At 65.2% G+C, this 749-nt stretch carries 1 protein-coding gene; it reads left to right on the forward strand.

The window, feature by feature from the left end; translation table 11 throughout:
* Positions 1-749: DUF2345 domain-containing protein (locus ACF8E5_RS02050; RefSeq protein WP_392474842.1), on the forward strand; the 749-nt coding region annotated here is incomplete at both ends.

Genomic DNA, 749 nt, shown 5'->3' on the forward strand with positions numbered 1-749 from the left:
AGGGCGAGGTGCTGGTGCAGGCACAGCACAACAGCATCAAGGTACAGGCCGACCAGAGCATCGAAGTCAGCGCCAGCCAGCAGCATGTCGTCGTCAGCGCCAAGGAACATGTCACCCTGCTTGCCGGCGGTGCCTACATCCGCCTCTCCGGCGGCAATATCGAGTTCGGCATGCCGGGCACCTTCACGGTCAAGGCCGCCACGCACGACCTCGGCGGCGGCACCCGCCGCGCGGCGACCTTCCAGAGCTGGCCACTGGTCACCTTCGGCCTGCCCACCAGCCTGGATCTGCGCTACACCTACGACGACCTCAAGCCCGTGGCCCTGGCACCGTTCCGCATCGAGTTCGAGGACGGCTCGGTACAGGAAGGCACCCTCGACGAAAACGGCTTCGCCCGCCTCGACAACCCACCCGGTGCAGGCCACGTCTACTTCGGCTTCGACCAACGCCCTGCCTTCCCCGCGCGCAAGCGCCCCGCCAACAGCCTGCTCGGCCTGCAACCCGAAAGCCCCGAACAGGCCCAAGAAGCCCTCGCCCGCTATATCGAACAGGAAGACGAATACCTGCAGGACAACTTCTTCCCCGACGAAATCGCCGGGCTGGACAGCGAAGCCGAAGAACACCTGCTGCTCGGTGACTACCTCTACGACGACGAAGAAGGCGATCACGACCACAACGAGGACGACACGCCCGGCGAACACGAGGAGGTCATGCTCGCCCCGCAAGCCCTTGAGGAGGACGCTCAAGCA

Source organism: Pseudomonas sp. WSY_20 (genome assembly GCF_043104335.1).
GTDB lineage: Bacteria > Pseudomonadota > Gammaproteobacteria > Pseudomonadales > Pseudomonadaceae > Aquipseudomonas > Aquipseudomonas parafulva_B.